The 24,424-nt window shown below is 58.3% G+C and carries 27 protein-coding genes and 3 pseudogenes; 17 read left to right on the forward strand and 13 right to left on the reverse strand.

Features of this window, described 5'->3' with window-relative positions; genetic code table 11:
- Positions 1-17: 17 nt before the first annotated feature.
- From J5278_RS30450 to traA, 6 genes are all read right to left on the reverse strand, one after another.
- Positions 18-1,067 (reverse strand): class I SAM-dependent methyltransferase, encoded by a 1,050-nt coding sequence (locus J5278_RS30450; protein WP_209186700.1) that lies wholly within the window; start codon positions 1,065-1,067, stop codon positions 18-20.
- A 225-nt stretch (positions 1,068-1,292) separates the two neighbouring features.
- Positions 1,293-2,090 carry a LuxR family transcriptional regulator gene (locus tag J5278_RS30455; protein ID WP_307877494.1) on the reverse strand — a complete coding sequence of 266 codons (798 nt, stop codon included), beginning with the start codon at positions 2,088-2,090 and terminating at the stop codon, positions 1,293-1,295.
- Positions 2,091-2,157: 67 nt separating this feature from the next.
- Positions 2,158-2,790: a TraH family protein gene (locus tag J5278_RS30460; RefSeq protein WP_209186651.1), complete on the reverse strand. Its 633-nt coding sequence runs from the start codon at positions 2,788-2,790 to the stop codon at positions 2,158-2,160.
- Positions 2,791-2,794: 4 nt separating this feature from the next.
- Entirely contained in the window at positions 2,795-3,943 is a 1,149-nt protein-coding gene (locus tag J5278_RS30465) for a conjugal transfer protein TraB (RefSeq protein ID WP_257623531.1), read from the reverse strand.
- A 16-nt stretch (positions 3,944-3,959) separates the two neighbouring features.
- Positions 3,960-4,490 (reverse strand): conjugative transfer signal peptidase TraF, encoded by a 531-nt coding sequence (gene traF / locus J5278_RS30470; RefSeq protein ID WP_209186649.1) that lies wholly within the window; start codon positions 4,488-4,490, stop codon positions 3,960-3,962.
- Positions 4,487-7,789: a Ti-type conjugative transfer relaxase TraA gene (gene traA / locus J5278_RS30475; RefSeq protein WP_209186698.1), complete on the reverse strand. Its 3,303-nt coding sequence runs from the start codon at positions 7,787-7,789 to the stop codon at positions 4,487-4,489. The genes traF and traA overlap by 4 nt, the downstream gene beginning before the upstream one ends.
- Before the next feature lie 255 nt (positions 7,790-8,044).
- Here traA and traC point away from each other — a divergent pair, with 255 nt between their 5' ends.
- The 6 genes from traC to J5278_RS30505 all read left to right on the forward strand — a co-directional run bounded on the left by traC (position 8,045) and on the right by J5278_RS30505 (position 11,679).
- Positions 8,045-8,341: a conjugal transfer protein TraC gene (gene traC, locus J5278_RS30480; RefSeq protein WP_209186648.1), complete on the forward strand. Its 297-nt coding sequence runs from the start codon at positions 8,045-8,047 to the stop codon at positions 8,339-8,341.
- A 4-nt stretch (positions 8,342-8,345) separates the two neighbouring features.
- Positions 8,346-8,561 carry a type IV conjugative transfer system coupling protein TraD gene (gene traD / locus J5278_RS30485; RefSeq protein ID WP_209186647.1) on the forward strand — a complete coding sequence of 72 codons (216 nt, stop codon included), beginning with the start codon at positions 8,346-8,348 and terminating at the stop codon, positions 8,559-8,561.
- Positions 8,548-10,524: a Ti-type conjugative transfer system protein TraG gene (gene traG, locus J5278_RS30490; protein ID WP_247749463.1), complete on the forward strand. Its 1,977-nt coding sequence runs from the start codon at positions 8,548-8,550 to the stop codon at positions 10,522-10,524. The genes traD and traG overlap by 14 nt, the downstream gene beginning before the upstream one ends.
- Before the next feature lie 131 nt (positions 10,525-10,655).
- Positions 10,656-10,955 (forward strand): thermonuclease family protein, encoded by a 300-nt coding sequence (locus tag J5278_RS30495; protein ID WP_247749462.1) that lies wholly within the window; start codon positions 10,656-10,658, stop codon positions 10,953-10,955.
- A 96-nt stretch (positions 10,956-11,051) separates the two neighbouring features.
- On the forward strand, positions 11,052-11,318 hold the full coding sequence (locus J5278_RS30500; protein WP_209186646.1) for a WGR domain-containing protein: 267 nt from the start codon (positions 11,052-11,054) through the stop codon (positions 11,316-11,318).
- Between the two features lie 82 nt (positions 11,319-11,400).
- Entirely contained in the window at positions 11,401-11,679 is a 279-nt protein-coding gene (locus J5278_RS30505; protein WP_012648969.1) for an HU family DNA-binding protein, read from the forward strand.
- A 45-nt stretch (positions 11,680-11,724) separates the two neighbouring features.
- Here the strand turns inward: J5278_RS30505 and J5278_RS30510 are convergent, their stop codons facing one another.
- The gene (locus J5278_RS30510) at positions 11,725-12,033 is read right to left on the reverse strand and encodes a DUF736 domain-containing protein (RefSeq protein ID WP_209186645.1); all 309 of its coding nucleotides are present in this window, start codon (positions 12,031-12,033) and stop codon (positions 11,725-11,727) included.
- Between the two features lie 785 nt (positions 12,034-12,818).
- Here J5278_RS30510 and J5278_RS30515 point away from each other — a divergent pair.
- The 7 genes and pseudogenes from J5278_RS30515 to J5278_RS31860 form a co-directional block, all read left to right on the forward strand.
- Positions 12,819-13,723 (forward strand): annotated as a pseudogene (locus J5278_RS30515) (DMT family transporter).
- A 6-nt stretch (positions 13,724-13,729) separates the two neighbouring features.
- On the forward strand, positions 13,730-14,059 hold the full coding sequence (locus tag J5278_RS31460) for a hypothetical protein (RefSeq protein WP_257623522.1): 330 nt from the start codon (positions 13,730-13,732) through the stop codon (positions 14,057-14,059).
- Positions 14,060-14,334: 275 nt separating this feature from the next.
- A complete protein-coding gene (locus J5278_RS30525) occupies positions 14,335-14,745 on the forward strand; it encodes a SyrB-like regulator (RefSeq protein WP_209186644.1) in 411 nt (136 codons plus the stop codon).
- 313 nt (positions 14,746-15,058) lie between these two features.
- Positions 15,059-15,490, forward strand: a complete 432-nt coding sequence (locus tag J5278_RS30530; RefSeq protein WP_209186643.1) for a hypothetical protein — start codon at positions 15,059-15,061, stop codon at positions 15,488-15,490.
- Between the two features lie 27 nt (positions 15,491-15,517).
- Positions 15,518-16,105, forward strand: a complete 588-nt coding sequence (locus J5278_RS30535) for a hypothetical protein (RefSeq protein ID WP_209186642.1) — start codon at positions 15,518-15,520, stop codon at positions 16,103-16,105.
- 185 nt (positions 16,106-16,290) lie between these two features.
- Positions 16,291-16,461, forward strand: coding sequence for a hypothetical protein (locus J5278_RS30540; RefSeq protein ID WP_209186641.1), 171 nt, complete (start codon positions 16,291-16,293; stop codon positions 16,459-16,461).
- A 413-nt stretch (positions 16,462-16,874) separates the two neighbouring features.
- Positions 16,875-16,967: pseudogene (locus J5278_RS31860) on the forward strand (hypothetical protein); the annotation flags it as partial.
- A 130-nt stretch (positions 16,968-17,097) separates the two neighbouring features.
- Here the strand turns inward: J5278_RS31860 and J5278_RS31465 are convergent.
- Positions 17,098-17,299: pseudogene (locus J5278_RS31465) on the reverse strand (plasmid partitioning protein); the annotation flags it as partial.
- On the opposite strand from J5278_RS31465, the gene J5278_RS31865 reads away from it, so the two are divergent.
- The 4 genes from J5278_RS31865 (at position 17,250) to J5278_RS30570 (ending at position 21,114) form a co-directional block, all read left to right on the forward strand.
- A complete protein-coding gene (locus J5278_RS31865; protein ID WP_209186639.1) occupies positions 17,250-17,543 on the forward strand; it encodes a helix-turn-helix domain-containing protein in 294 nt (97 codons plus the stop codon). The pseudogene J5278_RS31465 and the gene J5278_RS31865 overlap by 50 nt on opposite strands.
- A 523-nt stretch (positions 17,544-18,066) precedes the next feature.
- Complete coding sequence (locus J5278_RS30560) at positions 18,067-19,977, forward strand: methyl-accepting chemotaxis protein (RefSeq protein ID WP_209186638.1); 1,911 nt, start codon at positions 18,067-18,069, stop codon at positions 19,975-19,977.
- A gap of 11 nt (positions 19,978-19,988) precedes the next feature.
- On the forward strand, positions 19,989-20,486 hold the full coding sequence (locus J5278_RS30565; RefSeq protein WP_209186637.1) for a chemotaxis protein CheW: 498 nt from the start codon (positions 19,989-19,991) through the stop codon (positions 20,484-20,486).
- A 430-nt stretch (positions 20,487-20,916) separates the two neighbouring features.
- On the forward strand, positions 20,917-21,114 hold the full coding sequence (locus J5278_RS30570) for a hypothetical protein (protein WP_209186636.1): 198 nt from the start codon (positions 20,917-20,919) through the stop codon (positions 21,112-21,114).
- Positions 21,115-21,314: 200 nt separating this feature from the next.
- On the opposite strand, the gene J5278_RS30575 is transcribed toward J5278_RS30570, so the two are convergent.
- The 5 genes from J5278_RS30575 to J5278_RS30595 all read right to left on the reverse strand — a co-directional run bounded on the left by J5278_RS30575 (position 21,315) and on the right by J5278_RS30595 (position 24,332).
- Positions 21,315-21,593, reverse strand: coding sequence for an HD-GYP domain-containing protein (locus J5278_RS30575; RefSeq protein WP_209186635.1), 279 nt, complete (start codon positions 21,591-21,593; stop codon positions 21,315-21,317).
- A gap of 6 nt (positions 21,594-21,599) precedes the next feature.
- Positions 21,600-22,235: an HD-GYP domain-containing protein gene (locus tag J5278_RS30580; RefSeq protein WP_209186634.1), complete on the reverse strand. Its 636-nt coding sequence runs from the start codon at positions 22,233-22,235 to the stop codon at positions 21,600-21,602.
- Positions 22,236-22,239: 4 nt separating this feature from the next.
- Entirely contained in the window at positions 22,240-23,004 is a 765-nt protein-coding gene (locus tag J5278_RS30585) for a PAS domain-containing protein (protein WP_209186633.1), read from the reverse strand.
- A gap of 102 nt (positions 23,005-23,106) precedes the next feature.
- On the reverse strand, positions 23,107-23,499 hold the full coding sequence (locus J5278_RS30590) for a PAS domain-containing protein (protein ID WP_209186632.1): 393 nt from the start codon (positions 23,497-23,499) through the stop codon (positions 23,107-23,109).
- Between the two features lie 566 nt (positions 23,500-24,065).
- Positions 24,066-24,332, reverse strand: coding sequence for a hypothetical protein (locus J5278_RS30595; protein ID WP_209186631.1), 267 nt, complete (start codon positions 24,330-24,332; stop codon positions 24,066-24,068).
- Positions 24,333-24,424: the final 92 nt, after the last annotated feature.

A 24,424-nucleotide genomic window follows, 5' to 3' on the forward strand; every position in this document is an offset into this window, starting at 1 on the left:
TATCAGGAACCGACCTTTCAGATCTCGGTGACTATCGACTGCGGTGATCGCCAATGCCAGTCTGCTTCCATTGGCTCGTGTTCGTCATTTACCAGGATCTGCGGCACCGGCTCGTGACAAAACTCTGACGGAATAGCCGGCTTCACCATCGACATAACAAAATCACGTAAAGAACCGAGCGAATTGGATGACACGAACGTGTAGAAATTGCCGCTATTCCATGTGACGACGGCATAGCGGAAGTGCGATCGAAGAGCTGATCGCGATGTGACCAGATCGACCTGGAAGTCGACCATCGTGTCCAGAACACCGCGCTTCTTATCGACGATCTGGTCTGCTGAAAAGAACCTCGACTTGAACATCCCATCCTTTTGACGCTCCCGCTCCAGATAGGCCTCGATATTTTGATGGGTCAGCTTTTGCACCTGAACCAACACACCATTGGGCCGGAGCCGAGGCGATATGAAGCCGGTCTGATTGTCGCGATCACGTCCATACATCTGGAAGGTCGTATCTTCGAACAGCACATCATATCCGTCCTGGAAAGGTCGAAGATCTACATCCGTCGCATACCGTTCATCATCCAGATCGAAGAATGGCCCGTGGTAAAAGTGGGCATCATCGCTGCCTCTCCGGGCGAAAAAGCAGACGCGATTGCCGTCCGTGGGACTGCAATTGAGGGTTTGCAGGCGCCCGTCACCCAGTCTTGCCAATGATCGTGCGAGAGTGCCGGCGCCCGCTCCGAGCGTATAGATCGTCGCAGGCTTTCCGCTGCGCGCCCATGCCTTCTGTCCAAACAGAAGGATCGCGGCACCCAGGCGGCTTTCCTCTTCCAGCCGATAAGGGATGCTTGCGAAATAATGGCTGTCGAAATGTCCCCACAAACGCCGATGCGTGTCCCAGAAGATCATACAATCGAGGTCGAACGACAGGAGATCCATCTGCGGTGCCGGCGTCGCCAGATCCGGCGCCCCTCCCAGTCCGCTTGCGGTTTTTTCGAAGAAGGTTGCGAATGACGTAAGGCGCGGAGCCTTCCGCCAGGCCTCGATCGTCTTGTTATCCACCACGGCGCGATCCTCGTTGTTGAGCCAAACGACAGTGGCGCTCTGAACCGGTTTCGGCACAGGCTTCGCCGGCACTGCCAGCGCCCTCCACGAAGGCATTCTCGCGGCTGTCTTGATCGCTTAGAGTTGGTTGACGTGGGACCCTGACGCAATCTGGCGATTTCAACAGATTGACTTGCAACTTAACGTTATAACGAAGTGTGAGGAGATGACCGGAAGAGCACGCTTTCAAACTTGAATTATTTCAAGATAGCTTGCCCTTGCGACAGCCTGATAGATTGTTGCAGTCCCGAGTTTTCGTTTCGCGAGCTTGAGATAGAGCCGCACCGCACTCTCCGAAATCTGCAACGTTGCGGCGATACGTTTCGAAACGATGCCGCCTGCCAGCAGTTGAAGGCACTCCTGCTCTCGCCTGGATAGCTTCCGGTACTCGCCATGCTTTCGCAGACCCGATACGGAGAACGCCTTCTCGTGCAAAAAATGGGACAGAACCTGAAGGTCGCGGCTGGTCGATGTCAGTAACGTTCGCCACTCGGATCTCGGCAAATTCGACGTTGCCGAAAAGAGGCTGCGTTCGCCGCCCGGACCTCGGACAGGGATCGTCAGACCCTGCCGTCCAATGTCAAAGGACACCGCCTCTTTGAAAAAGCTGCGGGCTCGTGGCGATCGACGGTCAATATTTGACCAATCGACAGGCAGGAAGCCAGTGCGGCTTAGGTCTATGACGGGGTCGATCTCGAAATAGTTTCTATCGAGATAAACGGACGTCCATTCCTCAGGATATGTCGTGCAATAGAAGGGATAGGTGTCTCTGGGGGTTGCGCGACGGACCACCAAAAACGCTAGATGTGAAAATTTGTAATGATCTCGGATGGCAGAAACGGTAACGCTCAAATCCGCTTCGCTGCCGACCCTTCGCAACATCCTCAACGACCAGGACAATGCTGACTGTTGTCGATCTTCCATTGGGTTCCTTTCGAGCGGCATACCGGCATATGTTCTCCCCAATTCGAGGATCTGCCACATCGCCCCATGCGTTGATATTTAGTGACGAACGATCGCCGCTTCACCCATGGCATCGTGGAAATACGGCCTATCTGGAGCTGCCAATTTCAGAGAGATCGACACGCATCCCTGCTTTGTTAGGATCGCTTACATCGTCGGATGGCGGAGCATCCCGGCCTTTCAGGCCTTGCGGCCTCAAATCTGTGCCCATGGGCGGCTGGATATCCCGTTTGTCTTCCTTCGGCTCCGCGAGTCTTATCGCGCCCGGATCGGTCGCAGTAAAAACGGCCTTTCCCTCGAAATACCCCGTCTGCCATGCTATGATCGCGTCATCAAAGACCTGCGGCAGAACATCTTTGGCTGACGGGTTTCCATACCACCTGGTGACGATCCGATAGACCTTGCCGAACAGCGCCGTACCCATGCGGATGTTTTCGCAAGGCTCGATCAGATCCGGCTTCAACTGACCTGCCTCGATGATGCCCAGCCCAGCGGGATATTGTGTGATACCGACACGCACTGTATTGCGGCCGAGGTTGTTTCGGATCAGTGAGAGGGCTTCATCCGGAGTCGTGGGTTTCGGCACAAGCACAACCCGATTGCCGGACCGTACGGTCACGGCAAGCGGATCCTGAGACCCTGCCCGCTCGATAAACATCTCGACGATCTCAAGCTTTAGGGTCTTGTCGGCGCATTGTTGAATAAGGGCCGCGTCGATCATCTGGTTATTCCTTTGGGTTCTGATTGAAAGCCATGACAATCGGCACGGCGAACAGCCGCGACCATGAGGAAGCGCTTGTTTGCTGGATGCCAATGATCGACGTGCCTGATGTCCACCAGCCATTGCCGGTGGCCACGATGATATCCGGAGCGTGAAGCATCGATTGCAGGATCGGCCAGAAGATGAGCTCCTCGTAGCAGATCAGCGGTGCGATCCTCATGCCAGCAACCTCGACGACCGGATTGGCAATAAAGTGAGCGCGCGCGCCGCCGCCCTTGCCCATCCAGACGCGCCACGGCTGCCACATGGAACCGGGGACCGGCATGCGCTCGCGATAGAGGATACGGGCCTCGTTGGCCGAGATGGCGACCATGACGTTGTCGTAACCGGCAGCATCGATGACCGCCGCACCTGCGATCACCGTAATGCCGGATCCCAGCAAACCATGCTGCCAGACTCGTGCAACGGTCGGCGTCCAGAAGCCAAGTGCGCTCTCAGGCAAAACCACGAAACGCGCCTCTCCGGCCTTTGCCCTAACTGCTGCGATCAAATTGCGATGATAGCTGAGCGAGTCGTCTCGACCGAGATTTTGCCCGAGCGCGAGGTCGACCCCTTTCCATCTCTCTGGTACTTTGGGTTGCGTCCGGTCCGTGGCGGACCAGGCGTATAGTCCCAACAGGACTGCGACCGCGATTTGCCACCGTCGACCGGTCATGAGGACCAACAGGATCGCGGTCGCTCCAATACCAAACCATCCCCAACCCGGGAATAGAACGCCAGCCGCCGTCAGCGGATGCGCCCAACCGGCAATCCCGAAGGGCGGCACACCCGTCAGTACCATGGCGAGCAAATACCGCGCGCCCCTTTTCTTTTCCGGATGCCCTGTCCAGAGGACGGCATGCACGATGGTAAAGCCCACTGAGGCCATCGCCCAAAGCAGGAGGCCGGGCCAGAGATCTGCGGCATAGAAGTTCGCGACACCCTGCGGCAAACCTCTGGATGCGGCGAGGAAATATGCTGCCGATACGGCAGCCGCGACCAGCCGTGATGGCGACTGCGCCCAGAGCAGCGGAAGGATCGTCGCGACCGGGAGGGTCACCATAATTCCGCTCCAGGCGACCGCGCCCACCGCGACCGACAGCCCGATCAGGATCGCCCCGCGCAAGCGGTCATGGCCCGAAGGTGAGGATTGGCCTGGCAAGTCCGAGCAGGCCGCTGTCGGGGACCGGTCCAAAATATCTGGAGTCATAGGAACTCGCAAAGGATGAGTGGAGGAACACGTGACCCGGCGGCACAATGCCCCCGGAATAGGGGATGATCGGGCGGCCCTGCCCGTCGCTCTCGCGGATGCGGGACTCGTCGAGAACAACGCCGTCGATCTTGACGATGTCGCCGATGGCGACGTGCTGGCTGGGAAGCGCTACGACGGTCTTGATGAGGGGCGCGAAACCGCCCGCGCACAATCCGCGCCGGAGATACCCGCGCTGCCATGCCTCCTGGAACGGCGGCGTAGGCGGAGTGCAGATGAACACAAGATCGCCGACAAGGGGGGCTCGGCTCAAAGGCTCGATGCGCCAGATTCCAAGTGGTTCGCTCGGCGTCAGGTTCAGCCTGATGCCTCCGACAAAAGCGATCCCTGCAAGAGCCACCACGAGGCTCGCGGCAATGGTGACGAAGACGATCGCCTTTCGTCTGCTCATTGCTTGATCACCGGCGTCTGACGCTGAACGAGCTTCAGATCCTCGGCTTGGCTCAGCTTTGCCACTGTGCGTTCATGGGTCGCGAGCTGCTGGGCTGTGCGCATCACCGGCCAGGCTTCTTTAAGTCGCGCCTTCTCCTGAGGTGCCAGCCCCTCGGAGAGCTTGTCGAACAGCTGGCCTTGTGGTTCGCGCGCGGTGTTGGTCAAGAGCGTACGCTCACCAAACCGCTCGGTCACCGCCTTGCTAAAGCCGGCGATCTCGGACTTGGTTTCGCAATTGCTGAGTGCGTACGCCATCGCGGCTGGAAGATCGTTGCGGTCGATCGCGTCGCGCACACGTTCCAGCACGCTTTGCGCGGCCGGCGACAGCGCCGGGATGTCGATCGCGACGCGTTGGCGCTGTGTTTTCTCGTCACCCTCGATCCGCTGCACGGCGGCCTCGCGGATCCGAAGGTAGGTTTCGATGTCGCGCTTCAATGCCGGCACGTTGACCTCGGCGACACGACGGGCTTCCCGGTCAGACTTGCTGGCGAGAATACCGGTCCTTCCCTTCAGCGGTCCCGTCGACGCGGGATCGGCGGCAAGCTTGTCGAGCGTCTGCACTGCCACCTTTTTATCGGCGAGGACTGCATCGAAGTTTATAGCGCGGAAGGCGGTCTCGGGATCGACGAACACATAGCGGAAACGTGTCGAGACCTCCTCCCATTGCTTTTTCACAGCGGGATCGTCGGCAACTTTCCGATCGACGGCGTCGCTCAATGGTACCGGGAACAGTTTGACGCCTGACACCATCGGACGGGTCTCCTTGTTCGTTTGCGATTTCAGGGTTTGCAGCAGGCCGAGGCGTTCGCCGGCTGCTCGCAGGCGGGTCGCCAGATCTGCAAGTTTGGAGCTCTGGCGCAGCGTCCAATCGAGGTGGTCGCGCAGCAGCGTTCGGGCGACCTGGACGATGTGGAGGCCGCGGTTTTCGGCAAAGGCGAGCGCAGGGCGATAGAGCGAGCCGCGCTCGTAATCGAGCGTGGTCTCCTTGGTATTCCTGCGCGACAGGATTTCCGTCAGACCGCCTGCTTTGGAGAAGGAACGTCGGCCATAATAGAGTGCCAGGTCCTCGTGGTGCCGGGTCATCGCGACATAGGTGAGATGACGATCAAGCGAGAGGCTTGCCAGTACCTTCACCCGATCGACGGTCGCACCCTGGCTCTTGTGGATCGTGGTGGCGTAACCGTGATCGAGATTGGCATAAAAACGCTGCTCGACGGACACCTGACGCCGCTGGTCGCCCTCACCGACGACGACTGATATGCGGTTTGGCGCGGCCTCGACGACACGCCCGATCATACCGTTCTTGACGCCGAGAGAGCCCTCGTTTTTCAGGAAGACGATCTGGTCGCCGGCATCGAAATGGCGGATACCGTCGGCGGTCCTGAAGGCATGCCCCTCACTGACAATGCCGCGCTCGACCAGTTTCTCGCGGGCCATCACGTTCAGCATGCGAACGTCACGACGCAGGTGCGCCAGCATCAACATGGACTTTTCCGGATCGTAATCACGGTTCCAGTTAGCGATCAGATGTTCGACGGCCTTAGCCTTCAGTTCCGAGCCAAGCACCCGGCCCTCTGAACGATAGGCGGCGAGCGCTTCCCCAACGCGGCCGCGTGCCAGATCGAGCGAGGCCTTTCGCATCCAGTCCTCGCGCTGGCGATAAATGGTTTCGAGTTCGGCATAACCAACACGGTCGGCAATGGCGCGAAACGCGGCGCCCGCTTCGATCGGCTGAAGCTGCTCGGGATCACCAACAAGTACGAGCTTGGCGCCGGACCTGACCACCGCCTCGACGAAACCGGCCATCTGCCTGGACGCCACCATGCCCGCTTCGTCCATCACGAACACCGTCCTGGCATCGAGCGTGTCGCGGTCCTTCTTCCAGCGCAACTCCCACGATGCCAGCGTGCGGCTCTGGATGCCGGCTTCCTTTTCCAGGCCCTCAGCCGCCTTGCCGGCAAGCGCTCCGCCGACCACACGATATCCAGCCAGCTCCCATGCCTCGCGTGCCGCCTTCATCATTGTGGTCTTGCCAGCGCCAGCACGTCCGACAACGGCTGCGATGCGCGCTGAACCAGCGACGTGCTCGATAGCCGATCGTTGTTCATCCGATAGACGGGCATGGCGCGCGAAGGTCGTCTTCAGCACCGTCTTGGAAACACCATGCGTGTCCCGCTCGGACAGCCAGAGCGACCGGCGCGCGATCTCTGCTTCAAGGCGAATCAGCTCGCGCGTCGTGTATCGCGATGGCAGTCTTTGTCCGGTCGCGAACTCGATTATGTCCCGCTGCAGACGCAGGGTTTCCGGGCTTTGCAAAATGCGTGCCAGAAGTTGCTGAAAAATGCCGGGATCGTCGATATAGCGAAGCAGCACCTTGGCAACGTCGCGTTCATCAAAGACGCTCTTCTCGCCGGTGATCAGGTCAAGCACGGTGCCGGGACTACGAAGAATACGGCGGGCATTCTCACTGCGGCGCTGCTCGTTCAGCTCGATCCGTTCTAGCTCCGGCCGCACACCCTTGCTTTCCGCCTTGCGCGCGATCGCCTTGGCGCCGACGCCGAGATGGATGGTCGGCTCGAGCTCGATGCCCTGCATCTCGTAGGAGCGACCATCGATGCGGAGATCTATCCCGCCCAAGGCTAGGTGGTGGTTTTGCCGCTCGAACCAACCTTCTCGCAGCTTGTTGAAATCATCATTCGAACCCGCCCAGAGTTCGTAGGCGATCTTACCGGCTTTGGTGCGAAGTGGTTGGCCGTCCTCGCCGGTCACCGCGACCTTCTTGGCGCCAAAACCAGCGTCGGTCAGCGGTCGCAACGTGGTCATCAGGTGGATGTGCGGATTGCCGGGGTTATCATGATAGACCCAGTCGGCAACCATGCCCTTAGCGAGGATATGTCTTTCCACGAAGTCGCGCACCAGCGCGATGTTCTGCTCCGGCGTCAGTTCCAGCGGAAGAGCGATGGTCACGTCCCGGGCAAACTGTGCGTCGGAACGCTTCTCAAACGCCTCGACTTTATTCCAGAAGGCTTCGACCGCTCCCGAAACCGAGCGGTCGGCAATCATTGCCCGTGCCCATTTCGGGGCATCAGCGGGAAGCACAAACTCTTCGTGCAGCAGACCCTGTTTGCGGGTGTAGTCGATGGTGCGGGCTTCGCGCTCGTATTCCATCTTGGCGCAGTGCCGGTATGCCGCAGACAGCAGGGCACTGCGGCCGTCCCCACGGCTGACGATACTGGCTGAGAAATGGGCGATGGCCACGGCGTAAAACACTCCCGGTTCGAACCTTCGTTCGTCTGGAGCGGCGGTTCAGCCGGCCCCGCCAGAGCCTGATGCAAACTCGTCGCGTCAGCGACGTATAATTGCGCCCTTGGAACCGCTCCTTCGGAACGGCGGGATCATCCACCAAAGCATCGGCTTTGCCGATCTGCAGATCTGCAGATTCCTTTTCTCAAGCATACGGGAGAAGTTTGGCGTCGTGGCAGCAACGCCAGAACTGCGAGGAGAGCAACCGGAATGAAGAAGCCATCGTCAAAGATCAGAGAAGAAATCGCTAGGTTGCAGGACCAGTTGAGAGCGGCAGAAACTCGCGAGGCCGAACGCATTGGCCGGGTCGCGCTGAGAGCCGGCATTGGTGAGATAGAGATGGACGAGACAGACCTTCAGACAGCCTTTGAGGAGATTACAGGACGGTTTCGCGGAGGCAAAACGGCTTCGACGGACAAGAAAAACGGCGGAGACGTCCGAACCGGCAGTGGGGCGTCCGCGTCGAACGCGTCTGGCACGGATGCGAGCGGATCTAGTGAGGCTTGATCGAATGGCAAAGGGGATGACTGCAGAAGCGCGAAAAAAGGACACGCGCGAAAAAATCGAGCTCGGCGGTCTGATCGTAAAGGCGGGCCTGCGCTACGAGAAACGAGCGCTGCTTCTCGGCCTGCTGGTTGAAGCCAGCGACCGGCTCAAAGGCAATGAGGCCGAGCGTTCGCGGCTGACGGCTCTCGGCGCGGAGGCGTTTGGCAATGACAGCGAATAGGTTGCTTCTCGGGACTCTCCCGGCAATCATCATGTTAGCCGTGATGTTCGGAACGACGGGCATGGAGCATCGGCTGGCGACTTGGGGGACAAGCGCGCAGGCGAAGCTTCTCCTCGGACGCGCCGGTCTCGTCCTGCCCTACATCGCCGCCGCCGCAATCGGCGTTATCTCGCTGTTCGCTGCATATGGATCGGCCAATATCAAGACAGCCGCGCTGAGCGTGCTTGCCGGAAACGGCGCAGTGATGGTCGTCGCGGTTGTGCGGGAAGCAATCCGGCTCGCCGGCATCGCCAGCAGCGTGCCGGCGGGACAATCGGCGCTGGCCTATACCGATCCCGCGACGGCGGCAGGCGCGAGCGCCGCACTGTTCTGCGGGGTGTTCGCGATGCGCGTTGCCATCAAAGGCAATGCCGCGTTTGCTCAAGGCGGACCAACGCGCGTCAGTGGAAAACGGGCCGTGCATGGCGATGCCCACTGGATGAGCATGGCCGAGGCCGCAAAGCTTTTTCCCGATGCCGGTGGCATTGTCGTCGGCGAGCTATACCGCGTCGATCGCGACGGTGTCGCAGCTATGGCTTTCCGCACGGGCAATCCGCAAAGCTGGGGTGCCGGCGGCAAGTCCCCGCTGCTCTGCTTTGACGGCTCATTCGGCTCATCGCACGGGATCGTCTTTGCCGGGTCCGGAGGTTTCAAGACGACGTCCGTGACAATCCCGACCGCGCTCAAATGGGGCGGCGGCCTCGTTGTGCTCGATCCGTCCAGCGAGGTCGCGCCAATGGTCGTCGAGCATCGACGGAAAGCTGGCCGCAAGGTGATCGTGCTGGATCCAGCCAGCCCTGCGACCGGCTTCAACGCCCTTGATTGGATCGGCCGCTTCGGCGGCACAAAGGAAGAGGACATCGTCGCGGTCGCGACATGGATCATGACCGACAACGCACGCACTGCCTCGGCCCGCGACGACTTCTTCCGCGCGTCGGCCATGCAACTGCTGACCGCTTTGATCGCCGATGTCTGCCTGTCCGGACACACGGACGCAAAGGACCAGACGCTGCGCCGTGTTCGCGCTAATCTATCCGAGCCTGAGCCGAAACTGCGCGAGCGGCTGACGCGGATCTACGAGCAGTCGGAATCGACCTTCGTGCGCGAGAACGTTGCCGTGTTCGTCAACATGACGCCGGAGACATTCAGCGGCGTTTACGCCAATGCTGTCAAGGAGACACACTGGCTTTCCTATACGAACTATGCCGCCCTCGTGTCCGGCGACAGTTTCACGACCGACGAGCTGGCGACCGGCATCACCGATATCTTCATCGCATTTGACCTGAAGGTCATGGAGTCGCATCCGGGATTGGCACGGGTGGTGATCGGCTCCTTCCTCAATGCGATTTATAATCGCAATGGTGAGGTTGCGGGCCGCACCCTGTTTCTACTCGATGAGGTGGCCCGCCTCGGCTATTTACGCATCTTGGAAACGGCCCGTGACGCCGGACGCAAGTACGGCATCAGCCTGGCGCTGGTATTCCAGTCGATCGGACAGATGCGCGAAGCCTATGGCGGTCGTGACGCCAGCTCGAAATGGTTCGAGTCTGCATCGTGGATTTCGTTCGCGGCGATCAACGATCCGGAGACTGCAGAATACATATCGAAGCGCTGCGGCGACACGACTGTCGAGGTCGACCAGACGAACCGTTCTTCCGGAATGAAGGGATCGTCACGCTCACGGTCGAAGCAGCTCACCCGCCGCCCGCTGATCCTGCCTCACGAAGTGCTGCGCATGCGCGGTGATGAACAGATCGTCTTTACCGCTGGCAATGCACCGCTGCGCTGCGGTCGCGCCATCTGGTTCAGACGCAAGGATATGAGCGCGTCCGTCGGCGAAAACCGGTTTCACAGGCAGGCCATAAAAGGGTCGGGAGCCAATGAGACGGGTCCCGCAACAGGAATTGAGAAGATAACAGATTGAAAGCTTTCCCTGCCCGCGGCGCCCTATCAATCATGGCAATTTGCCTCTTCGCATCGGCCGGATCAGCCCAGCAAACGAACAGCGCGGGCGAAGCATACTTTATGTGCGGAAGCTCACGACGGATCACCTGCGTGGTGGATGGCGACACGTTCTGGTTTCGAGGCGAAAAGATCCGGATCGCCGAAATCGACACGCCGGAGCTCAGCCCGCCACTATGCCAGCGCGAACGCCAGCTTTGCCTCGCGGCGAAACAGCGTCTGCTCGACATTCTCAATTCCGGTCCGCTCTCGTTCGAGACGACTGCCAGAGATGAGATAGCTTCGACCGGAAGCTCAGGATGGTCTACCGGGATCGGCTCGGTCGGCGATATTCTCGTCGCAGAAGGCTTGCCTCGGAAGTGGCAAGGATCGCGCCGGAGTTGGTGCGAATGAAACGAACGCCGACGGATCAGCGATGTGAATCGATGATGCCCGTCCGATTCAAAAGTCTCATTGGACGTCAGAGTCCGAACGCGCGATCCTGTGGGCATGATCACGCAGCCCTACCACCTCTATGTCGAGCGTATCGCACCGGAAAAGAACATGGCGCGCTTCTATGCCCTCGCCGTTCAGCCGACATTGTTCGGAGAGGTGTCGCTTGTGCGCGCCTGGGGTCGGATTGGAACGCGCGGACAACAGATGGTGCATCTGTTCGACAATGAGAGCCAGGCCGTCGGCCTCTTCCTCGACGTCCTTCGCGAGAAACGCAAACGAGGTTATCGGCCAAAACGATCTGTGGACATCCAGCGGATCTGACCCTCGTCCCCATCGTCGCCGATGACAATCCGGTCATAAGCTGACACGGATTCTGTCTTTGTTAGACGAAATGAGGAATTCCATGACCACTACCAATGAAATCGCCGATAAGATTGCAGCCGACAACGGCCTGACGAAGGTTCAGGCCAAGGGTATCGTTGAAGCCGTATTCCAGGCCATCGCCGATGCCGCAGGCTCCGACGCGGAAACCTCGATCCCTGGCTTCGGCAAATTTAAGGTGAAAGCTTCACCGGAGCGCGAGGGTCGCAATCCTGCGACCGGAGAAAAGATGACAGTCGCTGCTTCGAAGAAGCTGACCTTCGCGCCTGCCAAGGCGCTCAAGGATGCACTGAACAAGTGATCCCTGACGTGCAGAGCCCCGCCTTGTAGGGCGGGGCATCCAGTCTCAGTCCCGGTTCGACCGGGACCAGATGAGGGAGAGGCCTTCCTCCCCTTCGACCTCGATCAGCGTCGCGTAGATCGGGGCCGGGAAGCTCGGGTCGTCGAGCTTGACCGAGAGGTAGTCGCGACCTTCGTTCGAGGTCTTCTTCCAGCCTGCGCCGAATTCTGTGGCTCCAGCGAGGATGCGGTAGTCCGGGCCTTTTTCGGAAGTGCGCTCGACAGTTCGGATAGTTGCCTTGACGTTGAGGTTGAGGGTCTTGATGGTACCGGAGAAGCCGTTGCCGGAAGCGGTGAAAGAGCCGATGGTTGCCATTGTCGTATTCCTTTTCGGTTGTTCGGGCCGCGTCCATCGCGGCCTCGATGGCAGTCGATTAGACCGGGGACGATCGGCCTGCATCCAAAGGACCGAAACGGAGTGGAGGACGGCCAGAGGAGAGGCTTTCTTGGTCATCGCGAGGAATGGACGCTCCAGCGGACAGGGGAAGAAAACGATCTGGCCGTTGCGGATGCCGATCGAGCCGAGCATTGCGAGGTGGTCTTTGGTCAGACAAGCCCCATCGAGACCGCAGTGGACGTGCCTGCTGGCCGATCAAGGGGTTCGGCAATGGCATCATCTGGTGGCGACCAATGGGAACGGGTGCATAGCGCCAATAGCCCGGATCGAATTGTCGGAGCCAACGACTGCATGTGGGACGTCGCTGGGAACGGAGTATTGTGCCTCCTCGCGCAGCGTAGCTGATAGCGGCCCAGACGCTGATGACCGTACCGAGGTTAGCTGCACCTTCTCGTCCGTAGCTTCCGCCAATTCCCAGCATCGCTCAGGTGGCCGCTTTGTTGTGTGGAGGTGAACGTCGACGTGCCATGCCAGGTTCGTGAGCAGTTGGAGCCTGCCCGCCCATCAAGGCTGCGCGCGCCTTATCCCCGCTCAGAGCTACGAACTTGGTAATGATTTTCCAAGTGCCGTGTTCGACATGAGGCCGAAAATAGACAGGCTATTCCCATTGTCAGCTGCGCATAGTTCGGGCTTGACCGAAGCATTACCACCCTGATCCGCGTCAAAGAGGATAAATACCATACCCAGCTCGAACCGAGACGATCATGACAGACCAAAACACGGATATCAGAATAGAGCTCGCGCTTATTCTTGCGCTCGCCACACTGTGGGGGGCGTCCTATACGTTCATTAAAATCGGCGTCGACACGATCCCGCCCGTGACGTTGATCGCCGCCCGCACATCGATAGCCGGTGCGATACTGCTTGCCGTCATCAAGGGACGCGGATTGGCGTTACCGAAAGGCCTTGCAACGCGGAGACGTTTCCTGTTTCAGGCATGCCTGAACAGCGTGATCCCCTTTACTCTGATCGCCTGGGCGGAACGCACCGTGGATGCCGGGCTAGCCGCTATCCTGAATTCTACCACGCCGATCTTCACGTCCTCTTGACTGTCCTCATCACACGCCATGAACCGGTGACCGGCCGCAAGGTGTTCGGCGTTGGCGCGGACATTGCTGGCACCTGCCTCATCATTGGCATCGAAGCATTTCGCGGGCTCGGGGAAGAACTACCGGCGCAAATTGCCATCGTGGCCGCTACGGTTTGCTATGGCGGCGCTGCCATCTTCGGTCGAGGTTTCAAAGGCCTTGATCCGATCATGCCGGCGGCGGGGTCGCTGATCTGCGGTGCGGTTATGCTATTCCCGCTCAGTCTTGCTGTCGATCATCCCTGGACATTGATGCCATCTCCGGCATCCATCCTAGCCCTGCTTTACCTATCGGTGTTTTCGACGGCCTTGGCGTTCGACATCTATTTCAGGCTGGTGCACACACTCGGCTCTGTCGGCACGACCGCCCAGGCCTACGTCCGCGTTCCGATCGGCGTTGGAATTGGGATCCTGTTTCTAGGTGAGACAATGACCTCTACCGCCTGGATAGGACTGGCCTGCGTCATCGTCGGAGTGGCCGCGATGACCATACCTCCCGGCCAGCGAGAGCTGGTCGGATAGAGAAGTATGGGCGCCTCCCGTAGCGGCACTAGTCTTGTGTTGAAGACGTTCGCTCGAGAGGCCCGCGCCAGTTGTACGGAGCACTTCAAACTGGGTGAGTGTGAGTGTGAAGCCGAAACCGACCGCCCGCCACCTGGTTCCACTGTTCAACTCTCATCTATCGACGCGTTTCAGGAAACCAGTGGCAGTGATAGAGTTCAGACGCTGCGCGTCGTCGCGCGCCAAAAAGTCTCAGGTGTCAGTGTAGACATCGTGTTTGACATCCAAGCCGGCCAGCTCCCCAGCAAGGATATTGACCGCAAAGGAATTTGCAATATCATCAGTGCAGCACGCTGAGTGTATGTTTGCCTGCAGGAAAGTTAGGCATACACGCGGCTCGACAAAAAATTTTTGATTTATGTTGTCCCATGGGTCAAATCGGCCGCCGGCTCTTGATCGGCGGCATTTCTTCAATGTCTCCCAAATTACTATGCTAAAGTGCTGCAAAAGCAGCTGGACATGCGGAGCGGACCGGTAGCGGGAAAAACTTAAACATAAAGCAATACCACTGACTCTGTTGACAGCAGCTGTTGTGCAGCCGAAAAGAATCTTACCCGCACATGGAGATAGCAATGGCCGACGAAACTGAAACAGGCGCGCAAATTGATGTTGTAGCACCAGAAGCTCCAACTGGGGTGCCTGCGTCTAAAAAACAGCGCGCGCCTCGTCGTTCGAAGGCCGAGATTGAAGCCGCCGCATCGGCAAAGACACCAAAGGCGCGCCAGAAGCGCATTGGCAAGGCTGAAGTCCTGCCAATAAGCGGGACGACGACCGTAGCTGCTGCCACGCAGAAAACAGTGGCCAAGGGTTCAACAAATGCCAAGCCTGCTAGTCAGCAGGCGACATCGCCGGCACCTCTCACCGCAAGTGATGAGATGGCTGATCTTCTTCAGCTTGAGGAGGAAAACAAGACGCTTCGTCAGGCTTTGGCCGAAAAGTTGCGCGCGGAAAATGCTGATCTGCGCAAACGCCTCGGCGTTTGATCTCGCTTCAACGTTGTTCGCCGCTCGCGCAATTGATCTTCGTTACCATCGAATAGCTTAGCTTTTGAAATATCCTGGCTCGGCTTCGAGCCGGGACGGAGCTGTCAGAATCGTCTCATCTCTGCCGCTCAGAAAGAAGTCCTATGAAACCACCTTGGAAATATCTAGCGCAGCTGCTGTCCCGGCAAAGATCCTCCGGGACAGCGGACGAAGCAAGCGCGCCTGACAGCGCTCGAAAGCTTGTCGAAATAGAACTGCGGCCAGCTACGACTATCTGCTCTCGTCCCAGAAGGCCAATGTTGGAACCGAGCAAGTGGACGAGCTCGAGCCTGAAAACCTCGCACCGGCACCAGCGTCTATCGAGAACGAAATGGTTCCCGAGACGCCCGATCTGCAATTGGACTACCCCGAAGCAGCTAAGGCCGAGGTGACAAAGGAGAAAGCGCAGTCCAACTCCGATCTGTTAGAGGAGCGGCTAGAGGTAGAGGCTGCTGTTCAGTTGCCGAAGCTTCGGCAGGCGAGGTTGAAGACCGCAAAGAAAGTCGGCGTCGGCTTGGCAGACGAAATTCCTGGCGCCGTCGCGGACTTGTCGGTTCCTGCCGCATCTTCCACCGCGGACCCTTTTTTTGAGACCCCGACAAGCCTGGATGAAGACATCAAACACCTCAAGGATCTGCTGGCGCAAAAGCTACGTATTCAAAATGCCCAGCTCAGAGAAATGCTCAAGCGCTTCGAACGCTCCTGAGTACGTAGACCACAATCAGAGAAAAATATGAGAACACAGCAGCGCAGTTTCGTCGTCGAAATCAAATCGGCACGCCGGCGACTAAAAACACAGCCGAAATCCATCTGGGGCAACACCGATTTCGCGGCTCTGGTGAGAGATACCGAGGCAACCCTTCCGTTTATGCACAACGCCGACTCGGAAATCTTAGTCAGTCGTGAAAACGTGCCAAACGGCCTGGAAGAGAATACCGAAGTTGCCGATGTCAGCGAGGCCGATGGAGAAATGCCTCGCGCGATGCCGCCAGTTAATTCCGACAGGATTGAGCCAAATCAGCACGATGCGGTTTCCAGTGATAGTCAGGTAGTGAAGGCGCCGGCCAGTGAGCCGACACGCCAGACAGTAAAGGCGCTTAAGCGTCTTTACACACGTCGCAGGTCCATTGCCGAGGACGTCATTGCAGCGCCCTCTGTCGTGATGGCGGTCGACGTAATCGGGACCCGCTCCGATAACTTGGCATTGCTCTCTGCCGAAAACCTCCGCCTGAAGAGGCTCCTTGCGGAACGCCTGCGGCATCAGAATGCACAGCTTAGGAAAATGCTGGAGCGTTTTGGAATAACCTCACGTGCAAATTGAAGCCGTGTCGCAGTGCAGCCTCTTGTTTGACGCATTGGGGAAAGGGTCTTCAAGCGCCCGCCGCTCAGACAGGGCTCGAACCATGACTGCGCCGGCTCGGGAACTAACAGATACCGACGGTCACTTCAGAGCGACCGCCAATATTGCCTGCGCTTGGCCACCAAAGCAGGTTTCAGGGGGAATGAATGCCGTATTTCCTGGTCTCTTACTCCGCGCTGGTCGAGGCTGATGACGAAACAACAGCTGCCGCAAAAGTCTATGGAGAAATTTGCGATGAAGAACACGTAACCTTCAGTGTCACGGCCGATGAGAACGTCTCGACAAAAATATCGTTCAACACGCGCACGAGCACCTAAGTCGATGCCCGAGGCGCCTTCTGCGAACTCACTAAAATCTAGCAACGCGGGGCTAGCCAAGGCAGTGGTCGCGGGTGCCTCAGCTGCAAGAGGTATAAGCTGCAGGAAATCATACGGCGTTACGATGTTGCACGCCTATTACGTGAGCGCGAAGGGAGCGGATATTAAGATCGTCGTGCTTTTGCACATCTCGATGCACTGCCTATTTCGTCACTTTCGTGATAGCTGAAGCCCAGGGACCAACCTCGCATCACAACCGCGAAAAAGTCTCCGGCGATCCACTGACGAAGACGGAGACATTGGGCAAGCGCTGTCATGTGTCCAAGGTGAGCGCTTTGCTGCCGAATGCGGCAGCTTGTCGGTGGAAAGCAACGATGTGGATGGACTGGCCGCGCTTATGGTAGTGTTGAGTCATGTTCAAACTGAACGCTGATCTCAAGGTCTACCTGCATCGCGAACCGATCGACTTCCGGGCGGGCATCAACAGCCTTGCGGTCTTGGTCCAGGAGTCGATGGAGCTTGACCCTTTTCCGCCTGCGGTCTTTGCCTTTTGCAATCGCCGTTACGAAAGCCCCTGCCAGGCAGCATCGCCACTGCTTCGACATTGGCCTTCGCCCTGGTCCACAAATACGTCGGGTCGTCGCCGAAGCTCGCATCCTTGGCGTACATCCGCTTCCTGTTGAGCGCGTTGGCGACCGAGCACCAATGCGCGGTATCGCCCTTCGTCGGCGTGTGCGCCTTCCAGACCTCCTTTTGCTCATCTAGCGAGGCGGCGGCGATCGTCCGCCATGTCGCCTCTGGCCATCTGGTCGAGCATCGCCGGCAGAACATTGGCGACCCTGCAAATCAGCTTTCGCAAGGAGTTGGGAATTACACCAGTGCAATGGATTTTAGATAAGCGTTTGGCGGCAGCCCACTCTGACCTTTTGTCGTCATGGGAAGAGCGCATCTCGATAGCATCGATTGAGCGTCGATGGGGATTTGTTCATCTGCCGAGTTCGGCCCAGATATCACCAGCGATACGGTACCACGGCGACGGCGACGGCGACGGCGACCAGAAGGATCCGACTTGTACCAGGTGAGGCCTGATAGGCTCCCGCAGTTTTTCAACAGAAAAATTACGCTATTCGGTAGCCGGCATGATGTCAGAATCAACGCCGGAATTTTTGCCAATTTTCGTATACAGCCATATCGAGGCGTCCATCGATTATCCCGAAAGTGAAGCGGCTATCAGTTTTGCGCAACAATATTTCCGCAAACGTCGTAACAATCTCAATTCCAATTAAAGTAAATATTTCTTTTAGAATTTTCTCGAATTGTCATAGCACTGGCCGGTGGCTAGCGTTTGTGATCGAGCATTTTTACCAATTCGCTTACACCTGAGGGGCCCGTCGACAGGTTTCAAGTGCAAGCAATACGGCGCACCGAGTTACTACGGCAATGTATGATAGCCGAAGAACTGGTGTGAGTCCAATGCGACGTTTCTGAGATCGTCTATGACGAAGATGGATTCGTCTTCCGGAGCCTTCGGCAAAATGACTTTGCTTCCCGGCATATTTTTCGTCCCATCACCTTGGGAATACCCATGCAAGGAGCAACCAACCCATGTCCCGCCCAAAAATCAAGACTGCTTTGATTGGCATTTTCGTTTTCGTCGGTCTGATCGTCGGCAGCTTCGCTGCCTATTCTGTCAACAGGCTGAGTGTCATTAATGGAAATGTCAGCGATCTGGCTATCAACCGCATGGCGGGCGTCAAGACGGCGAAAGACATTGCGGGTGCGATCGCCGGGCTTCGTGTCGCATTCCGCGACCATATCCTTCAGGATGGAAAGGCGGAAACAAAGGCTACGGAAGATCGGATCGAAGCAGGCAAGACCGCCTTTCTCGAACGTGTTGCTGCCTACGAGAAACTTGATGCTCAAAAAGCAAATAGCGCCATAATTGACCAGCTTCGTGTCGACTTCACCGGTTACACGGCGCAGGTGGAAAAACTCCTCGCTCTCCCGCGGAGCGGCGACAATGCGGGTGCCGTCAAGGTTCTCTATTCGGATGTCACGCCAGTGGGCAGCAAATTGATTGCCACTGCCGATAAACTGGTTGCGATCAACGAGAAGGCTGCCGAAGATACTTATAACAGCAGCCAATCAGTCTACGCCACGTCCCTGTACATCACCTTTCTCTCAATCGCGCTGTGTGCGACTGTGATTGGCCTTTCCATCTGGTTTGCACTATCCGGGATTGCGGGTCCGATCCAGACGATCACCGCATCGATGAAGAAGCTTGCCGAAGGCGATAGCACCACTGCCATTCCCTATGACGGCCGTGCCGACGAGATCGGCGAGATGGCTGCAGCGGTCGAGGTCTTCCGCACCAATGCCGTTGCCAATCTGCGTCTCGAACAGGAGGCCGCCGCCAACCGCAGCCTGACAGAAGAACAGCGCCAGCAGAAAGCCGCGGCCGACCGCGCCCGTGCGGAAGAGATGGCGGAGGCAACGGCGGGTCTTGGCGAAGGCCTGAAGCATCTGGCCGGCGGCGACCTGACCTTCCAGCTTGCCGATCCGTTCGCGCCCGATTTCGAGACCCTGCGCGCCGACTTCAACGCCGCCGTCTCCCAACTGTCGGAAACACTGCGTGCGGTCGCCGAGGCCACCAGTGGCATCGACACCGGCAGCAAGGAAGTCAGCGCCAGCGCCGACGATCTGTCCAAGCGTACCGAGCAGCAGGCAGCGGCGCTGGAAGAGACGGCAGCCGCCCTCGACCAGATTACGGTGAATGTCGCCAACTCGTCCAAGCGCGCCGAGGAGGCCCGCAAGGTCGCGGTTCAGGCCAACGAGAGTGCCGCCCAGTCGGGCCGCGTCGTTGCCAATGCCGTCGATGCCATGCAGAAGATCGAGGCCTCTTCCAACCAGGTCTCCAACATCATCGGCGTCATCGACGAGATCGCCTTCCAGACCAACCTCCTGGCGCTGAATGCCGGGGTAGAGGCGGCTCGCGCCGGTGATGCCGGCAAAGGCTTTGCCGTCGTCGCCCAGGAAGTGCGCGAACTGGCCCAGCGTTCCGCTCAAGCCGCCAAGGAGATCAAGGACCTGATCCGCAACTCCTCCGTCGAGGTGCAGAACGGCGTCAAGCTGGTCAGCGACACCGGCGAGGCGCTCAAGACTATCGAGGGTTATATCGTCACCGTCAACCAGCACATGGACTCGATCGCCACATCGGCCAAGGAACAGTCGGTGGGTCTCGCCGAGGTCAACACGGCCGTCAACCAGATGGACCAGGTGACCCAGCAGAACGCGGCGATGGTCGAGGAGACGAGTGCGGCCGGCGCCACCCTTGCCAGCGAGAGCGGCAAGCTGCGCGACCTGATCTCGCAGTTCCAACTCGGCGCCACCTTGCGCCAGACCGCATCGGCAATGGCAGCGGGGGCAACCCACCGCCCGGTCGCCTCACCGGTCAGAAAGCTGGCGGGCAAGGTTGCAAGGGCCTTCTCCGGCAATGCCGCCGTCAAGGAAGGATAGGAGGACTTCTGATGAACGCTCCCCATCACGCCAGCAATGGCTCCTCCGCCAGCAAGTCCGGCGACACGCTCGAGATTATCGCCTTCCGCCTTCACGATCAGGAGTTCTGCGTGCGCACGACGACCATCCGCGAGATTCGCGGATGGGGGCCGGCCACCCCCATCCCGCATGCCCCCGCCGACGTTGTCGGGGTCATGAACCTGCGCGGCAGCGTCATTCCGATCATTGACCTCGCCAACAAGCTCGGCATGAAAAGCACGGTCCCGAACGAACGCAGCGCCATCGTCGTCGCCGAGGTTCATGGCATGGCCATGGGCCTGGTGGTCGACCGGGTCTCCGACATTCTGACCATCCCGGCCAGCCTGCTGCAACCGGTGCCCGAAATCAGCATGTCTTCTGGCATGCGCTATGCCGACGGCATCATCGCTCAACCCGATGGAATGATCTGCTTCCTCAATCTCGAACGCATGTTCGAAAGGTCGGAAACAACGAGGATGGTGGCGGCGTAAGTCACGCGAGCGATCCAAGGAAAGAGGGAAGATGGCTGTGAACTCCCACTGGAACAGATCCGCAATGCCCGGAATATCGCTGCAAGGTCTGCATCGCCAAAAGATACGGGGCGTCCTGGGCCTTGATCAGGCACGGCGCTCGACCTGACAATGCAGACGCCGGTCATGCCGAAAGGGAATTCCAGGGGTTTTTCGACACCGCGTAAGCCCCGGACAAGTTCTACAGCGCAGCCTTTGCGCACGCTTTCAGTTTCTGCCTTGGAAGCAGGCGAGCGCCCCGCTCGCGCAATCGACTTGCCGTCTGCGTATAAAGCGCAGACGGTCATTTTTGCATCCGACATCGCCGGGCACGATCACGCATCATGCTTGAATAGGCTCGGCCGTCCTATCCACCTCAATCCTCCGATTCATGACGAACTCACGAGCGACCATGCACCAGACCAGAACCAGACGGCCCTTCATCGTTGAAATCAAATCCTCCCGCCGCACCGCACGCAGACAAGAAATGGCCTCCATCTGGAACGGTGTCGATATCACCGCGATTGACCAGGCCGTCATTGGCGAAATGACCGATAATGAAATGGTCGTTGCCACAGCGGCTGTGGGAATAGATCAGGGCAACCGCTGAAGCCAGCGGGACGACAGAAACTGGTACTTACAGTGCCGGCACTTTGCCAGTACGGCTCTCCGATTTCCCCGGCACCCGACGAAAGTGCGTTGATTACCGACTTGTGCTACGGAGATCGTAATCAGAATGGCGCCTGTCAGGCACATAGGCGAATACGAAGCCGATATCGCGTTGTCGAGCGCCCTTCGACGCGCGCGCCGTCAAAAGCTCAGGCTGTAGAAAAAATGCTTGAGAAGTTGGCGGTCGAACTGCCCTTCCTGGCGAAGCATGATTGTCGCCGCATCTTTCGGAGACCATGCCTTTTTGTAAGCTCGCTTCGACGTGAGGGCATCATAAACGTCGCAGATCGTGGAAATTCGCACTGGCATGCTGATCTGATCTCCACGCAAACCTTTTGGATAGCCCTTGCCATCCATCCGTTCATGGTGATGGAGACAAATGTCGAGCACCACGTCAGGCACATCGCCTTGTGCGGCCAACAGGTCTTAACCGTCCAGCGGGTGATTGCGGACCAGTCCCATTTCGTGCGCGTCGAGCGGGCCGGCCTTGTTCAAGATGTCGAGTGATAACTTCATTTTTCCGATGTCGTGAAGCATCCCTCCCATTCCCAGATCGAGAGCGGCGCGCTCGTCAAGATGGATTGAGCGCCCGAGATGAACCATGAGGGCGGTGACGGCCACCGAATGCAGAAATGTATGCTCGTCTTTCGTTTTCAGCCGCGTGATTTCTATCAATGCCCTGGAATTGTCTTTCATGCATGTGGAGATGTGCATCACGGCTTGCGTCGCATTCGCCACGGAAACGGCGCCGCCCATTCTGGCGTCGTCGAACATTTCCTTGATGAGGGTGCGGGAGTGTTCGATCGTCCGCAGTGCGCGTTTCAGGTGGGCATCCTGATGGCGCGTCGCAGTTTTGTTCGACGCGTCTGCGACGATGGCATCCGCGCCTTTCTCCGTATTGATGATGACCGCGTTCACCCCGCTGACCTTGAGCGCCTGGACATCCTTGGGGCGTTCGAGAAGAAGCCGGCTGTGCCAAAAAGGTTGATCCGTCCAGGTTCCCTCGACCGCTTCGATGAACATTCCCAATCGGACATGTTCCGGCTTGATGCGCTTAAGCACTCTTTTACAGTCTCCTGGTTGGTTCGTGTCGAACATCGGTCTCAGAGATTTTTACGCCGGTTGAGCTGGCGCCAGATACATGCGCCTTGAACGCGCCGCTATCGGTATCCCGTTTGCTTGAGTCCATCACAGACGTCTTGATCAAAATCGGATCACTATAGGCCATGTTCTGCATTATCCCCTTGGCCAGGCTAATGGTTGTTTGACCATCGAGGCTAAGTCCGAAACAGACACCCCCATTTTCCAAAGCTTTGCAGACTGCTTCCATAGGCTGAAGCTTCATCGACTTGCCGGTGTCACGTTCCAGTCGCTGGATCGTCGATACCGAAACCTCGGCTCTGGCTGCCAGATCCTCTATACTCCAGTCCAACAGTGCCCGTGCTGCGCGAATATGAGCAACATTCAATGTTCGGGATCGGTGGTAACCTCGGTCCTGGTCACTCCAATTGAAAGCTGCCATTCCAATCAGCACGCCGATCCACTCACGGATGGCTCCATCCGTATTATAGACGGGTGCGCCACGAGCCAGATACTGTCGATAGATACCGTCCGCACCTCGGACACGAAGATCCATGGCATAGGGATGGCCGGTCTTGATGCACTCTGCCCAGTGTGAACGTGCTGCTGCGCGCTCGTCGGGGTGGATCGCCTCCAGCCAGCCCCATTCGTCAGCCTCGGCGAAAGTCTGCCCGGAAAGCTCTTCCCAATGGAGCAGAGAAATGATCTTGCCGTTTGGCAGCATGCGCCATTTGACCCCAGCAATCGCCAAGCTGAGGCTTCGATAGCTATGCCACCCTTCCTCGACGGATCTCCGCGCTTCATGCTGCCCGGTGACATCCACGATCAGCCCGAGGGCGCGTGTGGGGGTGCATTATGCGTCAACGAGGACCTCGGCCTTGTTCTGGATCCAGCGCAGGGTTTTATCGGGGCGGATAATTCTGAATTCTCTATTGATCGCCTGGCCAGACTGAACGGTCGCCTGCATATCGGAATTGGCCGCCCGATCATCGGGATGCACAATCTTTATCAAGTCGACGAAATCCAGCGCGACCGATGGCTGCAGTCCCAACAATCGGTACAGTCCGAACGAGCCGGTGATTTGCCCGGTTTCGAAATCCCAGGACCAGAAACCGACCTGGCCCTGGTCTTCCACCAGCTTCAGGAAATGTCGCGAAGAAATGCCAGAGATCCGGCGGGCGCCTACAGATCCTTCTTCATCTGTCTGGCTGGCTGAGCAACACTGCATAAGGCTCGTCGTCGGCATGACATCCTGTCCTTCTGATCGCGTTTCGCTGGAAGGCCGGAAGTTGAACGATTTCCGGTCATGTTCTGCCGGAACACCATTGTGCGCTCTGGAAATTGACCGTTTTACATCTCTAAAACAGTGATAGAGACTTACCACATAAACCTATGATTATCCCAAATAAAATGTCGATAGGCCACTATGACGGTGAATTCGGTGTGGCAAACATGATGTGATGCCCCTGAACATCGTGATCTCAGAATAATTGGGTTGTCGGACGACCGCTCATTCTGCGGAAATGCAGGCCGCCATCCAGCCCATGGGATCGTTCAGGGGCCTACTCGACCAGAAGGGTGGGTGGAGGGGCACGAGAGGCGGGCCAGAGCGCCTCTCGACTGGTTAAGGGCGGGGGTCGATCCCGGCCGAACCAGCCTGCCGCCGCCGTCACCCGCGCCGACAGAAAAACCCGCAGCACGGGGCTGCGGGTCAAATTGACTGGGAGGTGGGCCTGAGGCCCAATCGGATATTCCGCCTCAATTCATACGGCGTCAATCTCCCGATCCTCGTCTGTTATGCGCCGCGTCGTCCTATCGTTCCACCGGCTCGACATCACGCAACTCGACAAGCAAGATCTTTTCGCTGCGCTCCTGTCCGACCAGATCGAGGTTGATATAGATATGGTCGGCAAAGACGGGGCTGCGTAGTCTCCAAACGACGCCCTGACGGCCCGCTCGACGCTCTGTACTTCCGTCAATGGAGACGAGTGCGCTGACGATCCGGATGCGCTGGCCGATCCGCAACCAGTTCGCTGCATTGGCGATCACCCCTGCCTTTTCCGTGTCGGCGAGCGTCATTCGCGTCGTGCAAGCCCATGGAGTGTGTGGACCGTCGGCAAGGCGCTGCGTTTACTGTTCAAATGTCAGATCGTGAAACCGTTCGATCTCAT

This window comes from Rhizobium sp. B21/90 (genome assembly GCF_019355815.1).
Taxonomy (GTDB): domain Bacteria; phylum Pseudomonadota; class Alphaproteobacteria; order Rhizobiales; family Rhizobiaceae; genus Rhizobium; species Rhizobium rhododendri.

Coding starts and splice junctions, on each gene's coding strand:
- J5278_RS30455 (WP_307877494.1), bottom strand. CDS start 2,090: ATGTGGCAGATCCTCGAATTGGGGAGAACATATGCCGGTATGCCGCTC.
- J5278_RS30460 (WP_209186651.1), bottom strand. CDS start 2,790: ATGATCGACGCGGCCCTTATTCAACAATGCGCCGACAAGACCCTAAAG.
- traF (WP_209186649.1), bottom strand. CDS start 4,490: ATGAGCAGACGAAAGGCGATCGTCTTCGTCACCATTGCCGCGAGCCTC.
- traC (WP_209186648.1), top strand. CDS start 8,045: ATGAAGAAGCCATCGTCAAAGATCAGAGAAGAAATCGCTAGGTTGCAG.
- traD (WP_209186647.1), top strand. CDS start 8,346: ATGGCAAAGGGGATGACTGCAGAAGCGCGAAAAAAGGACACGCGCGAA.
- traG (WP_247749463.1), top strand. CDS start 8,548: ATGACAGCGAATAGGTTGCTTCTCGGGACTCTCCCGGCAATCATCATG.
- J5278_RS30500 (WP_209186646.1), top strand. CDS start 11,052: ATGATCACGCAGCCCTACCACCTCTATGTCGAGCGTATCGCACCGGAA.
- J5278_RS30505 (WP_012648969.1), top strand. CDS start 11,401: ATGACCACTACCAATGAAATCGCCGATAAGATTGCAGCCGACAACGGC.
- J5278_RS30510 (WP_209186645.1), bottom strand. CDS start 12,033: ATGGCAACCATCGGCTCTTTCACCGCTTCCGGCAACGGCTTCTCCGGT.
- J5278_RS31460 (WP_257623522.1), top strand. CDS start 13,730: ATGGGCGCCTCCCGTAGCGGCACTAGTCTTGTGTTGAAGACGTTCGCT.
- J5278_RS30525 (WP_209186644.1), top strand. CDS start 14,335: ATGGCCGACGAAACTGAAACAGGCGCGCAAATTGATGTTGTAGCACCA.
- J5278_RS30535 (WP_209186642.1), top strand. CDS start 15,518: ATGAGAACACAGCAGCGCAGTTTCGTCGTCGAAATCAAATCGGCACGC.
- J5278_RS30540 (WP_209186641.1), top strand. CDS start 16,291: ATGCCGTATTTCCTGGTCTCTTACTCCGCGCTGGTCGAGGCTGATGAC.
- J5278_RS31865 (WP_209186639.1), top strand. CDS start 17,250: ATGTCGCCTCTGGCCATCTGGTCGAGCATCGCCGGCAGAACATTGGCG.
- J5278_RS30560 (WP_209186638.1), top strand. CDS start 18,067: ATGTCCCGCCCAAAAATCAAGACTGCTTTGATTGGCATTTTCGTTTTC.
- J5278_RS30565 (WP_209186637.1), top strand. CDS start 19,989: ATGAACGCTCCCCATCACGCCAGCAATGGCTCCTCCGCCAGCAAGTCC.
- J5278_RS30570 (WP_209186636.1), top strand. CDS start 20,917: ATGCACCAGACCAGAACCAGACGGCCCTTCATCGTTGAAATCAAATCC.
- J5278_RS30590 (WP_209186632.1), bottom strand. CDS start 23,499: ATGCCGACGACGAGCCTTATGCAGTGTTGCTCAGCCAGCCAGACAGAT.
- J5278_RS30595 (WP_209186631.1), bottom strand. CDS start 24,332: ATGACGCTCGCCGACACGGAAAAGGCAGGGGTGATCGCCAATGCAGCG.